This is a genomic window from Streptomyces atratus, from assembly GCF_900119365.1.
In the GTDB taxonomy this organism is placed as follows: domain Bacteria; phylum Actinomycetota; class Actinomycetes; order Streptomycetales; family Streptomycetaceae; genus Streptomyces; species Streptomyces atratus_B.
In genome coordinates, this window is the sequence record NZ_FPJO01000008.1 from 36,483 (window position 1) to 51,856 (window position 15,374).

Below are 15,374 nucleotides of genomic sequence, written 5' to 3' on the forward strand. Positions count from 1 at the left end.
GCAGGTCTCGCAGGAAATCCAGTATCGCGATCGAAGGGACGTACATGCCCATGGGTCACACGGCCACCGCTCAGGCCGGCTCCGGCGGCTTGACAGCGACCGAGCACCGCCTGGCCAACGGCCTGCGCGTGGTGCTCTCCGAGGACCATCTGACCCCGGTCGCCGCGGTCTGCCTCTGGTACGACGTCGGTTCGCGCCACGAGGTCAAGGGGCGCACCGGTCTGGCTCACCTCTTCGAGCACCTGATGTTCCAGGGCTCCGGCCAGGTCAAGGGGAACGGCCACTTCGAGCTGGTGCAGGGGGCCGGCGGTTCGCTCAACGGGACCACCAGCTTCGAGCGCACCAACTACTTCGAGACCATGCCCACGCACCAGCTGGAGCTGGCCCTGTGGCTCGAGGCCGACCGTATGGGCTCGCTGCTCGCCGCGCTCGACGAGGAGTCGATGGAGAACCAGCGCGACGTCGTCAAGAACGAGCGCCGCCAGCGCTACGACAACGTCCCCTACGGCACGGCGTTCGAGAAGCTGACGGCACTGGCCTACCCCGAGGGCCACCCGTACCATCACACCCCGATCGGCTCGATGACCGACCTGGACGCCGCGACCCTCGAGGACGCCCGCACCTTCTTCCGTACGTACTACGCGCCCAACAACGCGGTGCTCTCGGTCGTCGGCGACATCGACCCCGAGCAGACCCTCGCCTGGATCGACAAGTACTTCGGCTCCATCCCCTCCCACGACGGCAAGCAGCCGCCGCGCGACGGCTCGCTCCCCGAGATCATCGGCGAGCAGCTGCGCGAGGAGGTGCACGAGGAGGTCCCGGCGCGGGCGCTGATGGCCGCCTACCGGCTGCCGCACGACGGCACCCGCGAGTGCGACGCGGCGGACCTCGCACTGACCGTGCTCGGCGGCGGCGAGTCGTCGCGGCTGCACAACCGCCTGGTCCGCCGTGACCGTACGGCCGTGGCGGCCGGGTTCGGGCTGCTGCGGCTGGCCGGTGCGCCCTCGCTGGGCTGGCTGGACGTCAAGACGTCCGGCGGCGTCGAGGTGCCGCAGATCGAGGCCGCGGTCGACGAGGAGCTCGCCCGGTTCGCCGCCGAGGGCCCCACGCCCGAGGAAATGGAGCGCGCGCAGGCCCAGTTGGAGCGTGAATGGCTGGACCGGCTCGGTACGGTCGCCGGCCGCGCCGACGAACTGTGCCGGTTCGCCGTGCTGTTCGGCGACCCGCAGCTCGCCCTGACCGCTGTGCAGCGGGTGCTCGACGTCACCGCGGAGGAGGTCCAGGAGGTCGCCAAGGCCCAGCTGCGCCCCGACAACCGGGCGGTGCTGGTCTACGAGCCGGTCGAATCGGCCGAGCCCGCGGACACCGACGAGACCGACGCCGACGACACCGACGCGCACGAAGGAGCGGGCAAGTGACCGACGCTGCCGCGACTGGAGTTTCGATGCAGTACCACCCGCAGCCGGCCCCCGGCGTCGCCCGGCCCTGGGCCTTCCCCGCGCCGGAGCGTGGCGCCCTGCCCAACGGCCTCACGGTGCTGCGCTGCCACCGTCCCGGCCAGCAGGTCGTGGCGGTCGAGATCTTCCTCGACGCCCCGCTGGACGCCGAGCCCGAGGGCCTCGACGGCGTGGCCACGATCATGTCGCGGGCGTTGTCCGAGGGCACCGACAAGCACACCGCCGAGGAGTTCGCCGCCGAGCTGGAGCGCTGCGGCGCCACTCTCGACGCGCACGCCGACCACCCCGGCGTCCGGGTCTCCCTGGAGGTCCCGGCCTCCCGGCTGGCCAAGGCGCTCGCGCTGGTCGCCGAGGCGTTGCGGGCGCCGGCCTTCGTCGACAGCGAGATCGAGCGGCTGGTGCGCAACCGGCTCGACGAGATCCCGCACGAGCAGGCCAACCCGGCCCGCCGCGCCGCCAAGCAGCTCTCCAAGGAGCTCTTCCCGGCCACGGCGCGGATGTCGCGTCCGCGCCAGGGCACCGAGGAGACGGTGGAGCGGATCGACGCGGCGGCCGTGCGCGCCTTCTTCGACGCCCACGTCCGGCCGTCCGCGGCGACCGCCGTGGTCGTCGGCGACCTCACCGGGATCGACCTGGACGCCCTGCTCGCCGACACCCTCGGCGACTGGTCGGGAGAGCCCGCCGAGCCCCGTCCCGCCCCGCCGATCACCGCCGACGACACCGGCCGGGTGGTGATCGTCGACCGCCCGGGCGCGGTGCAGACGCAGCTGCTGATCGGCCGGATCGGCGCCGACCGGCACGACAGCGTGTGGCCGGCCCAGGTGCTCGGCACGTACTGCCTGGGCGGCACGCTCACCTCCCGCCTCGACCGGGTGCTGCGCGAGGAGAAGGGTTACACCTACGGCGTACGGGCCTTCGCCCAGGTGCTGCGGTCGTCGGCCCCGGACGCCGCCTCGGGCGCGACCGGCGCCGCGATGCTGGCCATCAGCGGATCGGTCGACACGGAGTCCACCGAGCCCGCGCTCAAGGACCTGTGGACGGTCCTTCGGACGCTGGCGGCCGAGGGCCTGACAGACGAGGAGCGCGAGACGGCGGTGCAGAACCTCGTGGGGGTCGCGCCGCTGAAGTTCGAGATGGCGGCCTCCGTCGCGGGCACCCTCGCCGACCAGGTCGAGCAGCACCTCCCCGACGACTACCAGGCGCACCTGTACGCCCGGCTCGCGGAGACCGGCACGGTCGAGGCGACCGCGGCGGTTGTCAACGCCTTCCCGGGTGACCGGCTGGTCACGATCCTCGTCGGCGACGCGGCACGGATCGAGGAGCCCGTCCGGGCTCTGGGCATCGGAGAAGTGTCGGTGGTCACCGGCTGACGACCGGCACCGTCCGACGGGCACCGGCCGATCGGAGCGATCCGGCATATCGCCCTATATCTGGGCAAAGGGAAGATCCTTGCGGGCAAAATCTCGCCGGGGTCTTCCCTTTTGTCCGTTCTGATGCGGAGGTTGCCTGTCTGGCCTGTGGGATGCGCTACAAAACGGCCTGTCCGTTTGGTGAATGAAAGTGACCCCGCTTAGCGTCGGCTCGGCTGTCCGTCACTCGTATGCCGCATCCGCGACGTACCGGACAGTCATCGCCGAGTCCCCGTCAGGCGCGAGCCCGGGGAGCCGGGGACCCATGCAGTCCCTGGGGTGAATCGGATGCCTGAGCCCGGATGGGGCCGGGGCGTCCGTAGGAGACCTTCCTGCTCCGAACCCGTCAGCTAACCCGGTAGGCGAGAAGGAAGGAAAGGATCAGCCACTTCATGGCGTTCACCCGTGCCACCGGGAAGCACCGTGCCCCGAGCCGACTGACGCGCACGCGCGCGAAGGCGGTCGGCGTCGCGGCTCTGGCCACCACCGGCGTCATCGGCGGCCTGGCCGCTCCCGCCCTCGCCGCGGACTCCGGGACCCCCTCCGTGAGCGACACCGGCCTCGGCCAGGTCATCGCCATCGACAAGACCCTCGCCGACCGGATCGACGCCCAGGCCGACGCGCAGCAGCACCAGGCCGACGCGGCGGCGAAGGCGAAGGCGGAGGCCCAGCGGAAGGCCGAGGCCGAGAAGAAGGCCGAAGCGAAGGCCAAGGCCAAGGCCAAGGCGGACGCGAAGCGTGCCGCAGAGGCCCGCGCCGAGAAGGCACGCGCTGCCCGGTCCGCCGAGCGCACCCGGCTGAGCGCCTTCCAGCTCCCGGTCGCCGGTTCGTACGTCACCACCGGTTACAAGTCCAGCGGATCGCTCTGGTCCTCCGGCAGCCACTCCGGCATCGACTTCCACGCCGCGTCCGGCAGCTCCGTCGTCGCCGTCGGCGCCGGTACGGTCGTCGAGGCCGGCTGGGGCGGCGCGTACGGCAACAACATCGTGCTCCGGATGACGGACGGCACATACACGCAGTACGGCCACCTCTCCTCGATCGGAGTCTCCGTCGGCCAGAGCGTCGGCGTGGGCCAGCAGATCGGCCTCTCCGGCTCGACCGGCAACTCCACCGGGCCGCACCTCCACTTCGAGGCCCGGACGACACCGTCGTACGGCTCCGACATGGACCCGGTCGCGTATCTGCGCGCCCACGGCGTCAACGTCTGACCGACGCGCCGTCGCAGCACCCCGCCGAAGGCCCCGGCAGCATGCCGGGGCCTTCGGCATGCCCGCCGCACGGCCATGGACGACGACCGTCCGCCGAACCGCCCCGTGGCCAAAAGATATTCATGAATTTCCGCCCGGCATCGGAAATGCGGCCGCATTGCAATAGAGTCACGGAACAGGCATCGGCCGGCCGCGTTTCGCGGGGATTGAGGCGGAGGTTCGGACATGCGCATTCCAGCGCATTCGGTATGCACGGCAATCCGCGACGACATCGTCTCCGGTGTCTTCGAACGCGGCAGCCGTCTCACGGAGGAGTTGCTGGCACGTCGTTACGGGGTCTCCCGTGTCCCGGTGCGGGAGGCGCTGCGCACCCTGGAGTCCGAGGGCTTCGTGGTCACCCGCCGGCATGCGGGCGCCTGCGTCGCCGAGCCCACCGAGCTGGAGGCGGCCGACCTCCTGGAGGTCCGGACGCTGCTGGAGCCGCTGGGTGCCGCACGCGCCGCGCAACGCCGCACCGAGGCGCACCTCAAGGTGCTTCGCGGCCTCGTGCGGCTCGGCCAGGACCGGGCCAGGCGGGGCGAGGGCGAGGACCTGCGCTCACTGGGCGGCTGGTTCCACGAGACGCTGGCGCAGGCCTCCGGCAGCCCCGGCCTGATCGCGCTGCTCACCCAGCTGCGGCACAAGACCGCCTGGATGTACGCGGTCGACCAGCCGGCCCGCCCGGTGGATTCCTGGGCCGAGCACGGGGCCATCGTGGACGCGGTGGCACGCGGCGACGCGGAGCGGGCCAGGGCGCTGGCCGCCCATCACGCGGAGCGGGCCGCGGCCGCGCACCGGCTGCGCCGCACCGACCGGCAGGCCCGGCCGCCCGCCGCTGCCCGTGCCGGACGGGTGAGGACCTCGCAACACCCCGTAAACACCGCGGGCGTCCGGAATTAACAATTGCGCCGTATACAAGCCGCATACAAAGAGATGCGATTTCGCGAGACCCTATTCCGCCCCGCCCTGGATCGGCATGCCGTAATTCCACATGCTCTCCGGGAGGTCCGTTCCGGGAAAAGAAAAAGCCGCGGCTCCGGTTCAGGGTGCCGCGGCTCTCTCGGGAAAAATGATTCAGACGGTCTCCGGGAGCTCCTCGAGCCCCTCGGCGACCAGCTTCGCCAGACGGTCCAGGGCGGCTTCGGAGTCGTCGGCCTCGGAGGCGAGCACGATCTCCTCGCCACCCTGGGCACCGAGGCCGAGGACCGCGAGCATGGAGGCGGCGTTCACCGGGTTGCCGTCGGCCTTGGAGATCGTCACGGGGACGCCGGAGGCCGTGGCGGCACGGACGAAGATGGAAGCGGGGCGGGCGTGCAGGCCCTCGACCCAACCGACGTTGACGCGGCGCTCAGCCATGGTTCTGCCCTTCACGAATCAAAGGTTGTCTAGACCAGTCTCTCACGCGGTGCGCAGTGCTCCGGCCGACCCCGGGAACGCCCGCGATGCCCGGGGTGCCGCCGATCGGCCCTCTCAGACTGCCCCGGCCCCGAGACGTACGCGACCGCTGGCCGAGCCGTAGTCTTTGCCCATGCAGCCCGCGCCGGAGCAGAGTCCGCATCACGCTTATCCCGACCACTGGGAAGCGGACGTGGTGCTCCGCGACGGAGGCACCGCGCGCATCAGGCCCATCACCACGGACGACGCGGAGCGGCTGGTCAGCTTCTACGAGCAGGTCTCCGACGAGTCGAAGTACTACCGGTTCTTCGCCCCGTACCCCCGGCTGTCCGACCGGGACGTGCACCGCTTCACCCATCACGACTACGTCGACCGGGTGGGACTCGCGGTCACGATCGGCGGCGAGTTCATCGCGACCGTCCGCTACGACCGGATCGACGAGCGCGGCAGGCCCGCCTCCGCACCCGCCGACGAGGCCGAGGTCGCCTTCCTCGTCCAGGATGCGCACCAGGGCCGCGGCGTGGCCTCGGCGCTGCTCGAACACATCGCGGCCGTCGCCCGCGAGCGCGGGATCCGCCGCTTCGCCGCCGAGGTGCTGCCCGCCAACACCAAGATGATCAAGGTGTTCCGGGACGCCGGTTACACCCAGCAGCGCAGCTTCGAGGACGGCTCCGTACACCTCACCCTGGACCTCGAACCGACCGCCGAGTCCCTCGCCGTCCAGCGCGGCCGTGAGCAGCGGGCGGAGGCGCGGTCCGTGCAACGCCTGCTGGCCCCCGGCTCCGTCGCCGTCATCGGGGTCGGCCGGACCCCCGGCGGCGTCGGCCGCACGGTCCTGCACAACCTCCTCGGCGCCGGCTTCACCGGCCGTACGTACGCCGTGAACCGCGCCTTTGCCGCCGGCCTGGCCACAGTCGACGGCGTCCCCGCCCACCGCTCGATCGGCGAGATCGGCGAGCCGGTCGATCTCGCGGTCGTCGCCGTTCCCGCCGACCGGGTTCCGGAGGCCGTCGCGGACTGCGGCGAACACGGCGTCCAGGGCCTGGTCGTCCTCTCCGCCGGATACGCCGAATGGGGCGCCGAGGGCCGGGAGCGGCAGCGCGAACTGGTCCGGCAGGCCCGCTCGTACGGAATGCGGATCATCGGCCCGAACGCCTTCGGCCTGATCAACAACGCGGAAACGGTTCGGCTGAACGCCTCGCTCGCCCCCGAGCCGCCCGCCCCCGGCCGCATCGGCCTCTTCACCCAGTCCGGCGCGATCGGCATCGCGCTGCTCTCGGGGCTCTACCGGCGCGGCGCGGGCCTGTCCACCTTCATCTCCGCGGGCAACCGCGCCGACATCTCCGGCAACGACTTCCTCCAGTACTGGTACGAGGACCCCGACACCGACGTCGCCCTGCTGTACCTCGAATCGCTCGGCAACCCCCGCAAGTTCACCCGCCTCGCGCGGCGCACCGCGGCGGTCAAGCCGGTCGTCGTGGTGAAGGGCGCCCGGCACAGCGGCTCCACCCCGCCCGGCCACGCGGTGCCGATCAGCCGGATCCCGGACGCGACGGTCTCGGCGCTCATGCGGCAGGCGGGCGTGATCCGGGTCGACACGGTGACGGAGATGGTCGACGCGGGCCTCCTCCTCGCCGACCAGCCGCTGCCGGCCGGCCCCCGGGTCGCGATCCTCGGCAACTCCGAATCGCTCGGCCTCCTCACGTACGACGCCTGCCTCGCCGAGGGGCTGCGCCCGCGCCCTCCCCTCGACCTCACCACCGCCGCCACCCCGCGGGACTTCATGAACGCCCTGGCCGAGGCCCTCGCCGACGACGGCTGCGACTCGGTGGTCGTGACGGCCATCCCGTGGGTCGGCGAGGACGGCGAGGCGGAGGCGGGCGACGGCGAGGTGCTCGCGGCCGCGCTGCACACGGCCGCCGCCGCGGGGCCGGCCAAGCCGGTCGCCGTCGTCCATGTCGAGATCGGCGGGCTGGCGGAGGCCCTCGCCGCGGCCACCAGCACGGTCGCGCAGCCGCGCCCGGCACCCCCGCCCGCCCCGGCCGCGCGTACCGGAACCACCACCCCGCCCGACCCCGGCCCGGCACCCGCAGCCCCCCTCACCAGTGCCCCCGGGACCCGCATCGGCCGGATCCCCGCCTACCCCGCCGCCGAACGGGCGGTGCGCGCCCTGGCCGAAACGGTGCGGTACGCCCAGTGGCGACGCCAGGCCGCCGTGCCCGGCAAGGTGCCCGAGTTCCTCGACGACACCATCGACGAATCGGGCGCCGCCGAGCTCATCGACACCCTCCTCGGCCCCGACCCCGACCCGCGGGGCCGGCCGCTCGCCCACGAGGAGGCACGCGAACTCCTCGGCCGCTACGGCATCACCGTACGGCCGACGCTCCCGGCACCCGACCCGGATGCCGCAGTTGCCGCGGCCGCCCGGCTCGGCTATCCCGTGGCGCTCAAGACCACTGCGCCGCATCTGCGCCACCGGGCCGATCTCGGCGGTGTCCGGCTCGACCTCGCCAACGAGACCGCGCTGCGCCGGGCGTACGGCGAACTGACCGACCTGCTCGGCAAGCCGGCCGAACTCCGGCCCGTCGTCCAGGCCATGGCCCCGCGCGGCGTCGACACCGTCGTACGGGCCACGATCGACCCGGCGGCCGGTGCCGTCCTGTCCTTCGGGCTCGCGGGCGCACCCTCCGAACTCCTCGGCGACACCGCCCACCGCCTCGTCCCGGCCACCGACCGCGACGCCGCCGAGCTGATCCGGTCCATCCGGGCGGCCCCGGTGCTGTTCGGCTGGCGCGGCGCGGCGCCCGTGGACACCGCTTCCCTCGAAGAGCTGCTGCTGCGGGTCTCCCGGCTGGTCGACGACCACCCCGAGGTGGTCTCCATCGCCCTGGAACCAGTGGTGGTCGCCACCCAGGGGCTGACCGTGCTCGGCGCGACCGTCCGCCTCTCGCCGCCCCCGCCCCGCACCGATCTCGGCCCCCGCCGCCTGCCCAACTACTGACCCGGGCGCCGTCACGTCCGAAGGGCCCGGTCCGCCCTGCCGCACAACGTCCCCGGCAGTCATCCGGCCCCCGTAGGATGGTCCTCATGGCAAAGACCGGTACGACGACCCAGGGGCTGCGCGCGGCGATCGAGCGCAGTGGCTACTACCCGGCCCTCGTGGCCGAGGCGGTGGAGGCCGCCGTGGGCGGTGAGCCGGTCGCTTCGTACCTGGTGCACCAGGAGACCACGTTCGACTCCAACGAGGTGCGCCGCCATGTCACGGTCCTGGTCCTGACGGACAACCGTTTCATCGTCAGCCACACCGACGAGCAGAACGCCGACACCAGCTCCCCGTCCCCGTACGCCACCACGTCCACGGAGTCGGTCAAGCTCGACCGGATCTCCTCGGTCGTGGTCAGCCGGGTCGTGGCCAACCCGGAGAAGTACGTGCCGGGCACGCTGCCCCGCGAGGTCGTCCTCACCATCGGCTGGGGCGCGGTCTCCCGGATCGACCTGGAGCCGGCCGCCTGCGGCGACCCCAACTGCGAGGCCGACCACGGCTACACCGGCAATTCCACCGCCGACGACCTGAGCCTGCGGGTCAGTGAGGCCGGCGACGGCCCGGACACCGTGCGTCAGACCCTCGCCTTCGCCCAGTCGCTCTCCGAGGCCACGGCGGCGACCCCGGCGACCGGCCACTGATGGCGCAGCCGGCCTGGCAGGAGTCCGACCCGCTCGCTGTCGAGAGTGCCCCGGTCCCGGAGTACGGCAGCGGATCGCTCTGCGACCTGCTGCCCACGCTCGTCGCCGGACAGGGCGTGCCCGGCTTCACCGCGGCGATCCCCGAACTCACCCCCGCCGACCGGAACTGCGTGTTCCTGATCGACGGCCTGGGCTGGGAGCAGATCAAGGCCCACCCCGACGAGGCACCGTTTCTGCACTCCCTGCTCCCCACCTCGCGCGGCGGCACCGGCCGCCCGATATCGGCGGGCTTCCCGGCCACCACGGCCACCTCGCTGGCCTCGGTGGGCACCGGGCTCCCGCCCGGGGAGCACGGTCTGCCCGGCTACACCGCGCGCAATCCGGAGACCGGCGAGCTGATGAACCAGCTCCGCTGGAACCCCTGGACCTCCCCGAAGGTCTGGCAGCCGTACCCCACGGTCTTCAAGCTCGCCGACGCCGCGGGCGTGCGTACCGCCCAGGTCTCCGCCCCCGCCTTCGAGCAGACCCCGCTCACCAAGGTCGCGCTCAGCGGCGGCTCGTTCCTTGGCCGGCTGTCCGGCGAGGAGCGGATGGACACCGCCGCCGAGCGGCTCGCCGCGGGCGACCGGTCGCTCGTCTACACGTACTACAGCGAGGTCGACGGCAAGGGCCATCGCTTCGGTGTCGACTCCGATGCCTGGCGCGGACAGCTGATGTACGTGGACGGACTGGCCCGGCGCCTGGCCGAACAGCTCCCACCCCGCTCGGCGCTGTACATCACCGCCGACCACGGCATGATCGACATCCCGTTCGACGAGCAGTCCCGGATCGACTTCGACGAGGACTGGGAGCTGAGCGCGGGCGTCGCCCTGCTCGGCGGCGAGGGCCGGGCCCGTCATGTGTACGCCGTCCCGGGAGCCGAGAACGACGTGCTGACCGTCTGGCGGGAAGTGCTCGGCGAGCAGTTCTGGGTGGCGAGCAGGGACGAGGCGATCGCGGCCGGCTGGTTCGGCCCGAAGATCGACGAGCGTGTGCACGGCAGGATCGGCGACGTCGTCGCGGCGGCCCACGACGACGTGGTGATCACCGCCTCCGTCAATGAGCCGCACGAGTCCGCGATGGTCGGCATGCACGGCTCCATGACCCCCGTCGAGCAGCTCGTCCCGCTCCTCGAAGTACGCTCGTAACCGCGTTTTTCCCGACCGCTGCTTCTTCTCCCGCCCGAAAGGTGCTCAGCCCCTCATGCCCGAGCTTGTGTTCTTCTCCGGAACGATGGACTGCGGAAAGAGCACGCTGGCGCTGCAGATCGGCCACAACCGTTCGGCACGCGGCCTGCAAGGCGTGATCTTCACCCGTGATGACCGGGCGGGCGAGGGCAAGCTCTCCTCGCGTCTGGGGCTGGTCACCGAGGCCGTCGAGGCCGATGAGGGCATGGACGTGTACGCCCATCTCGTCGACCGGATAAGCCGGGGCGGCCGGGCGGACTACGTGATCGTGGACGAGGCGCAGTTCCTGGCCCCCGTCCAGATCGACCAGCTCGCACGCATCGTCGACGACCTCGGCATGGACGTCTTCGCGTTCGGCATCACCACAGACTTCCGGACCAAGCTGTTCCCCGGGTCCCAGCGGCTGATCGAGCTCGCCGACCGGGTCGAGACGCTCCAGGTCGAGGCGCTCTGCTGGTGCGGCGCGCGGGCCACGCACAACGCCCGGACGGTCGGCGGAGAGATGGTCGTCGAAGGCGCCCAGGTAGTCGTGGGTGATGTCAACCAACAGGCGGGCGAGGTCGGCTACGAGGTGCTGTGCCGGCGCCACCACCAGCGCAGGACGACCAGCGCGAGGGCCCGCGCGGGCGCGCTGTCGCCGGACGTGCTGCCCGTCACCTCCGTCTGAACCGCCCGGCCGGCGCTGTGCGCGGGCTGCTTAGGATGACGCCTGTGAACACGGTGAGCGCAGAAGAGTCCGGGGCCGGACGGGGCCCGCTGGGCAAGGTGCAGCCCAGGCAGCTGATCGTGACCGTCTACGGGCTGTACGCGCGCGACACCGACGGCTGGATGTCGGTGGCCTCACTGATCCAGCTCCTCGCCGACCTCGACGTCGAGGCGCAGACCGTACGCTCCTGCGTCTCCCGGCTGAAGCGGGCCGGACTGCTGGAGGCCCAGTCGGTGTCCGGAGCGGCCGGGTACCGGATCTCGCCCGAGACCGAGCGGATATTGCGCGACGGCGATCCGCGCATCTTCGCGGCCCGGCGGGCCACCGTGGACGAGGGGTGGGTGCTGGTCGTCTTCTCGGTGCCCGAGTCCGAACGCGCCAGGCGGCACACCCTGCGCACCCAGCTCACCCGGCTCGGTTTCGGGTCCGTGTCCGCCGGAGTGTGGATCGCTCCGGGACATGTGCACGACGAGGCGGAGTCCATGCTCGCCAGGCACGGACTGCGCTCGTACGCCGACCTCTTCCGGGCCGACTACCTGTCGGCCGGCGGCGACGCCGACGAACTCGCCGCGAAAGTCCGCTCCTGGTGGGACACCGACCGGCTGCAGCGGCTGTACGTCGAATTCCTCGCCGCGCACCGTCCGGTGGCCGACCGGATCGCGAACGGCGTCCCGGTGACGGACCGCCAGGCGTTCACGACGTACATCGGGGTCCTCACCGACTGGCGCCGGCTGGTCTACCTCGATCCCGGGGTCGCGCGTGAACTATTGCCCGGGGAATGGAGCGGAACCCATGCCTCCGAGCTCTTCGACGAGATGCACGCGCGGCTGGCCGGACCCGCTCGTCGGCATGTCGAGCGCGTCCGGGCACGCTGACGCTCCCGCCGGACGGCTCAGCGTGCGTCCGAGTGGACGATCGTGAACGCCGCGCCCTCCGGGTCCGCCACGGTCGCCACCCGGCCGCTCGACCCCTCCCGGGGCGGCTGCAGGATGTATCCACCGAGCTCCACCACGCGCCGGGCCGCCTCGTCGGTGTCGGCGACCTCGAAGTACGTCATCCAGTGCGGGCCCCGGTCGCGCGGCAGGGCGTGGCCGACGCCGTGCAGCGAGGCCACCGGACGGCCCGCCAGATGCAGGGTCTGGTAGTCGAAGTCGGCCGAGACGACCGCCTCCGCCTCGTAGCCGAAAACCGTCTGATAGAACTTGCAGACCGTCGCGGTCTCGCGGGTCACCAGCTCGTTCCAGACCGGTGTGCCGGGAGCCCCGGCGAGCGCCGTGCCGATATGCGCGGCGGCCTGCCAGACCCCGAAGACCGCGCCGCTGGGGTCGGAGGCGATGGCGAGCCGGCCCGCCTCGCCCGCGTCGAGCGGCCCCACGGCGACCGTGCCACCGCAGGACCGGATGGTCTCCGCCGTGAGATCCACGTCGTCGCTGGCCAGATAGGTCGTCCAGGCGACCGGCAGGTGCCGCTCGGGCGGAAGCTGGCCGATGCCCGCCACCACCTTCCCGTCGATCAGCGCCCGGACATACGGACCCAGCTGGTCCGGACCCGGCACGAATTCCCAGCCGAACAGATCGGCGTAGAAGTCCTGGGTCGCGCTCAGGCCGTGCACGATCAGACTCACCCAGCAAGGTGTTCCGGGCGTACGCGGAGCGGCAGCCTCGGTCATCGTCACTCTCTCCTCGGACCATCGGGGTGGCCGTACGGGGGGAACGGGGCCGGCGTGCCGTCGCGCGGTACGGGATGTGTACGCCCCGTGCAGATGTTTGCACCACCCGGCGCACGAAGTGCTCCGGCCGCGCCGCACTTTCCGGGATCTCGACGGAGGGAGATCGATTTGGTGCGGTGCGTCCGTTTCGACGGTGTTACGGGTGGGGTGGCTCCTGCGCGAGGATGGCACCCATGAAGCCCATCATCACCGCATCCGAATACGCGAGCGAGTCGGCGGGGCCACGTCCGCCGGTGCTCCTCGACGTACGTTGGCAACTGGGTGGCCCGCACGGGCGACCCGACTACGAGGCCGGGCACATTCCCGGTGCGGTCTTTGTCGATCTGGACGCGGAACTCGCCGGTCCGGCAGGCCTCGGCGGCCGTCATCCACTGCCCGATCCGGAGGATTTCGGGGCGGTGATGCGCCGGGCCGGTGTCTCCCGGGACACCCCGGTGGTCGTGTACGACGGCGGCCAGGGCTGGGCGGCGGCACGCGCCTGGTGGCTGCTGCGTTGGACGGGGCACCCGGACGTCCGGGTCCTGGACGGCGGACTCGCCGCCTGGACGGGTGAACTCCAGCAGGAGACCCCGGCCCCGGCCGAGGGCGACTTCCGGCCCGAGCCCGGTGCGCTGCCGCTGCTGGACGCGGACGGGGCGGCGGCGCTGGCCCGCTCGGGTCTGCTGCTGGACGCCCGGGCCGCCGAGCGTTACCGGGGCGATGTGGAGCCGATCGACCGGGTGGGCGGCCACATTCCGGGCGCCGTCTCGGCCCCGACCTCCGAGAACACGGGGGAGGACGGCCGGTTCCTGGCCGCTCAGGCGCTGGCGGTGCGCTTCAAGGAGCTCGGCGCCGACCGGACGGAGGAGATCGGCGTCTACTGCGGCTCCGGGGTCTCCGGCGCTCATGAAGTACTGGCCCTGGCCGTCGCGGGCATCCCCGCGGCGCTGTACGCGGGCTCCTGGTCCGAGTGGTCCGGCGACGAGTCCCGCCCGGTCGCCACGGGACCCGAGCCGCAGTAACGGGACGGGCGCCGACCGGACCGGCCGGACCCGCCGCGTGCGGCCCCGCAGGCGCCGGGTGCGGCGGACGCACACGGCACGAGGGCCCGTACGAAGTGGCGTACGGGCCCTCGTCATCCTGTGGTCGCTCCGCTCAGTCCTGCTTCTTGCGGCGCGTACCGAAGACGATCTCGTCCCAGGTCGGTACGGCGGCCCGGCGGCCCGGCCGGACGCCGTCCGCCTCGGCCTGGCGGTCCGTCGTACCGGTCAGCCGGTCGCGGTGACCGGCCACCGCTCGCGGCATCAGCACATCCGCGTAGGCGGAACCGGCGCCCGCGGATGCCGCCGCGGCCGACGGCCCGTCCGCCTCCGGCTCCTTGGCGGCGGGCTCGATCGCGGGCGGCTCGGGCGGCGCCGGCCGCTCCGGCACCACCATGTCGCCGCGGAAGCTCGGTACCGCCTCCAGCAGGCTGGTCAGCGAATCGCGCTCACCGGCCGAGACGGACGCGATGTGCTCCTCGGGCTCGGGCGGGGGCGGCGGCGCCGTGGGCCGCTCCATCTGGCGGTCCAGGGCGCGGTCCAGCGGCCGGTCGCGCGGCAGCCGGGCGATCCGGGGCACGAACGGGAAGCTCGGCTCGGGCGCGGCGACGTCGTCGGTCTCGCCGATCAGCGAGCGCGCCTCGTCGTCCACGGCCTGGACCAGCCGGCGCGGCGCGTCGTACGTCCAGCTCGCGGAGTGCGGCTCGCCCGCGACCCGGTAGACCAGCAGGACCTCCCAGGTGCCGTCGTCCCGGCGCCAGGAGTCCCACTGGACGGTCTCCTTGTCGGCGCCGCGCAGCAGCAGCCGCTCCTGCACCGCCTCGCCGAGCTGGGGGCCGGCGTTCTCGCCGGGACGGCGCACGGGGGTCTTCCGGGCCCGCTCGGCCATGAAGGCGCGCTCCGCGAGCACGGGGCCCTCGAAGCGGCGGACACGGTCGACGGGGATCCCGGCGAACTGGGCGACCTCCTCCGCGGAGGCACCGGCTCGTATCCGCGCCTGGATGTCACGGGGGCGGAGGTGGCTCTCCACCTCGATCTCGATCTGGCCGAGCCGCGCGCGGTCGTTGCGCACGGCGGCTCGCAGCCGCTCGTCGATGGGAAGCGTGTACTCCGTGCTGTCCGCAGCCTTGAGCACCAGTCGTGTGCCGTCGTTGGAGACGGCCACGACACGCAGTTCGGGCATGGGGACCTCCCGGGTGGTGCCTGCCGACGTCACGTGCGTCGCTGCTTCCGCTAGTCGAGTGTGGCCTGCCCGGGTGCAGCCTGCCACAACATTGCCGTGTTGCCCGGCGTGTCGGGCGTGAGCCCTTGATCGCCGGTATGACACGGTGACCTATTCTGCAACATAAAGTGACCTTTGGTCGCTTCGTGTAGCCAGTCCCCGTGCGATGCCGTGGCGCCGCCGGATCGAGTGCCTCCTTCGGCCCCCTCCCGAAGATCCCGGACACCCGTACGGGAGTCCGGCCCCAGGGCTCGCCACAGTACTCCATTCGGGCCACCAG

The 15,374-nt window shown here is 72.3% G+C and carries 13 protein-coding genes and 1 riboswitch; of the genes, 10 read left to right on the top strand and 3 right to left on the bottom strand.

All coding sequences use genetic code 11. The annotated features are described in order from the left end of the window. Positions 1-44: 44 nt before the first annotated feature. The 4 genes from BT364_RS16075 to BT364_RS16090 all read left to right on the top strand — a co-directional run bounded on the left by BT364_RS16075 (position 45) and on the right by BT364_RS16090 (position 5,013). A complete protein-coding gene (locus BT364_RS16075) occupies positions 45-1,418 on the top strand; it encodes a M16 family metallopeptidase (protein WP_072485854.1) in 1,374 nt (457 codons plus the stop codon). A gap of 26 nt (positions 1,419-1,444) precedes the next feature. Beyond that, positions 1,445-2,827: a M16 family metallopeptidase gene (locus BT364_RS16080; RefSeq protein ID WP_072485855.1), complete on the top strand. Its 1,383-nt coding sequence runs from the start codon at positions 1,445-1,447 to the stop codon at positions 2,825-2,827. A gap of 251 nt (positions 2,828-3,078) precedes the next feature. Then, a riboswitch (cyclic di-AMP (ydaO/yuaA leader) is annotated at positions 3,079-3,245 on the top strand. Positions 3,246-3,258: 13 nt separating this feature from the next. Beyond that, positions 3,259-4,074 (top strand): M23 family metallopeptidase, encoded by an 816-nt coding sequence (locus BT364_RS16085; RefSeq protein ID WP_072485856.1) that lies wholly within the window; start codon positions 3,259-3,261, stop codon positions 4,072-4,074. A 225-nt stretch (positions 4,075-4,299) separates the two neighbouring features. Continuing rightward, the gene (locus tag BT364_RS16090) at positions 4,300-5,013 is read left to right on the top strand and encodes a GntR family transcriptional regulator (RefSeq protein ID WP_072485857.1); all 714 of its coding nucleotides are present in this window, start codon (positions 4,300-4,302) and stop codon (positions 5,011-5,013) included. Between the two features lie 174 nt (positions 5,014-5,187). Here the strand turns inward: BT364_RS16090 and BT364_RS16095 are convergent, their stop codons facing one another. Further along, positions 5,188-5,469: an HPr family phosphocarrier protein gene (locus BT364_RS16095; RefSeq protein WP_072485858.1), complete on the bottom strand. Its 282-nt coding sequence runs from the start codon at positions 5,467-5,469 to the stop codon at positions 5,188-5,190. A gap of 172 nt (positions 5,470-5,641) precedes the next feature. Here BT364_RS16095 and BT364_RS16100 point away from each other — a divergent pair, with 172 nt between their 5' ends. The 5 genes from BT364_RS16100 to BT364_RS16120 all read left to right on the top strand — a co-directional run bounded on the left by BT364_RS16100 (position 5,642) and on the right by BT364_RS16120 (position 11,999). Beyond that, on the top strand, positions 5,642-8,509 hold the full coding sequence (locus BT364_RS16100; protein WP_072485859.1) for a bifunctional acetate--CoA ligase family protein/GNAT family N-acetyltransferase: 2,868 nt from the start codon (positions 5,642-5,644) through the stop codon (positions 8,507-8,509). A gap of 86 nt (positions 8,510-8,595) precedes the next feature. Next, positions 8,596-9,192, top strand: a complete 597-nt coding sequence (locus BT364_RS16105) for a DUF5998 family protein (RefSeq protein ID WP_072485860.1) — start codon at positions 8,596-8,598, stop codon at positions 9,190-9,192. After that, complete coding sequence (locus BT364_RS16110) at positions 9,192-10,379, top strand: alkaline phosphatase family protein (protein WP_072485861.1); 1,188 nt, start codon at positions 9,192-9,194, stop codon at positions 10,377-10,379. The genes BT364_RS16105 and BT364_RS16110 overlap by 1 nt, the downstream gene beginning before the upstream one ends. A gap of 55 nt (positions 10,380-10,434) precedes the next feature. Beyond that, positions 10,435-11,085, top strand: a complete 651-nt coding sequence (locus tag BT364_RS16115) for a thymidine kinase (RefSeq protein WP_072485862.1) — start codon at positions 10,435-10,437, stop codon at positions 11,083-11,085. Positions 11,086-11,120: 35 nt separating this feature from the next. Next, entirely contained in the window at positions 11,121-11,999 is an 879-nt protein-coding gene (locus BT364_RS16120; protein WP_072485863.1) for a PaaX family transcriptional regulator, read from the top strand. Between the two features lie 17 nt (positions 12,000-12,016). Here BT364_RS16120 and BT364_RS16125 read toward each other — a convergent pair whose 3' ends face one another. Next, the gene (locus BT364_RS16125; protein WP_072485864.1) at positions 12,017-12,793 is read right to left on the bottom strand and encodes a VOC family protein; all 777 of its coding nucleotides are present in this window, start codon (positions 12,791-12,793) and stop codon (positions 12,017-12,019) included. 233 nt (positions 12,794-13,026) lie between these two features. On the opposite strand from BT364_RS16125, the gene BT364_RS16130 reads away from it, so the two are divergent. Further along, on the top strand, positions 13,027-13,854 hold the full coding sequence (locus BT364_RS16130) for a sulfurtransferase (protein WP_072485865.1): 828 nt from the start codon (positions 13,027-13,029) through the stop codon (positions 13,852-13,854). 133 nt (positions 13,855-13,987) lie between these two features. Here BT364_RS16130 and sepH read toward each other — a convergent pair whose 3' ends face one another. Continuing rightward, complete coding sequence (sepH, locus tag BT364_RS16135; RefSeq protein ID WP_072485866.1) at positions 13,988-15,055, bottom strand: septation protein SepH; 1,068 nt, start codon at positions 15,053-15,055, stop codon at positions 13,988-13,990. Between the last annotated feature and the right edge of the window lie 319 nt (positions 15,056-15,374).